This window comes from Pseudomonas sp. 2995-1 (assembly GCF_002742505.1).
In the GTDB taxonomy this organism is placed as follows: domain Bacteria; phylum Pseudomonadota; class Gammaproteobacteria; order Pseudomonadales; family Pseudomonadaceae; genus Aquipseudomonas; species Aquipseudomonas sivasensis.
In genome coordinates, this window is sequence record NZ_LJSA01000032.1 from 1 (window position 1) to 230 (window position 230).

General features: G+C 46.1%; 1 protein-coding gene. It reads left to right on the forward strand.

Annotated features, from left to right (window positions below; genetic code table 11):
* Nucleotides 1–78: 78 nt before the first annotated feature.
* On the forward strand, nt 79–230 hold a 152-nt coding region (locus AOA61_RS32590; RefSeq protein ID WP_143521128.1), incomplete at its 3' end, for a hypothetical protein.

The window sequence follows — 230 nt, forward strand, 5'->3', positions numbered from 1 at the left end:
AAGGTACAGTCTCCAGCTACAGGGATCAAAGGCAGGAGATTATGATATTCGTGTGAAAATAAAGGAGGATGAAACCCCATGAGCCAAGTGGAACAAGTAAAGGAACAGCTGAAGCAGGGAATTGTAGACGCTGTAGTGAAGGCGGGTCTAGCATCGAAGGAAGAAGTTCCATCGGTTGTAATTGAGTCGCCAAAGGATAAGGATCACGGTGATTATGCAACGAACATGGC